The organism is Clostridioides sp. ES-S-0048-02, from assembly GCF_020658495.1.
Classification (GTDB): Bacteria; Bacillota; Clostridia; order Peptostreptococcales; family Peptostreptococcaceae; genus Clostridioides.
Genome location: NZ_JACVWH010000094.1, coordinates 1 through 255 on the forward strand (window position 1 = coordinate 1; position 255 = coordinate 255).

At 29.4% G+C, this 255-nt stretch carries 1 protein-coding gene; it reads right to left on the minus strand.

Annotation, left to right across the window (positions count from 1 at the left end; all coding sequences use genetic code 11):
- Positions 1 to 255: hypothetical protein (locus IC173_RS21090; protein WP_227856218.1), on the minus strand; the 255-nt coding region annotated here is incomplete at both ends.

The window sequence follows — 255 nt, forward strand, 5'->3', positions numbered from 1 at the left end:
GTATTTCTTCCTGATATTTGTTAAGTATAGCTCTAGTTACTATTACAGTTGCGTCAAATGTTTCTGAATCTTTATTTTCAGCTATTTTTACAACATCTAATATTGTATCTTCTTCTGTTGATATTAAATTTTTGATATCTTTACTGTTTAACATTACTTTACTCTTAGGGTCTTCATTTCTAGGTCTAATGTTGTGATTTGCTAAATCTATTATCCTTTGAGGAATTTTTTCAGGGGGGTCTTCATCAGCAAAAG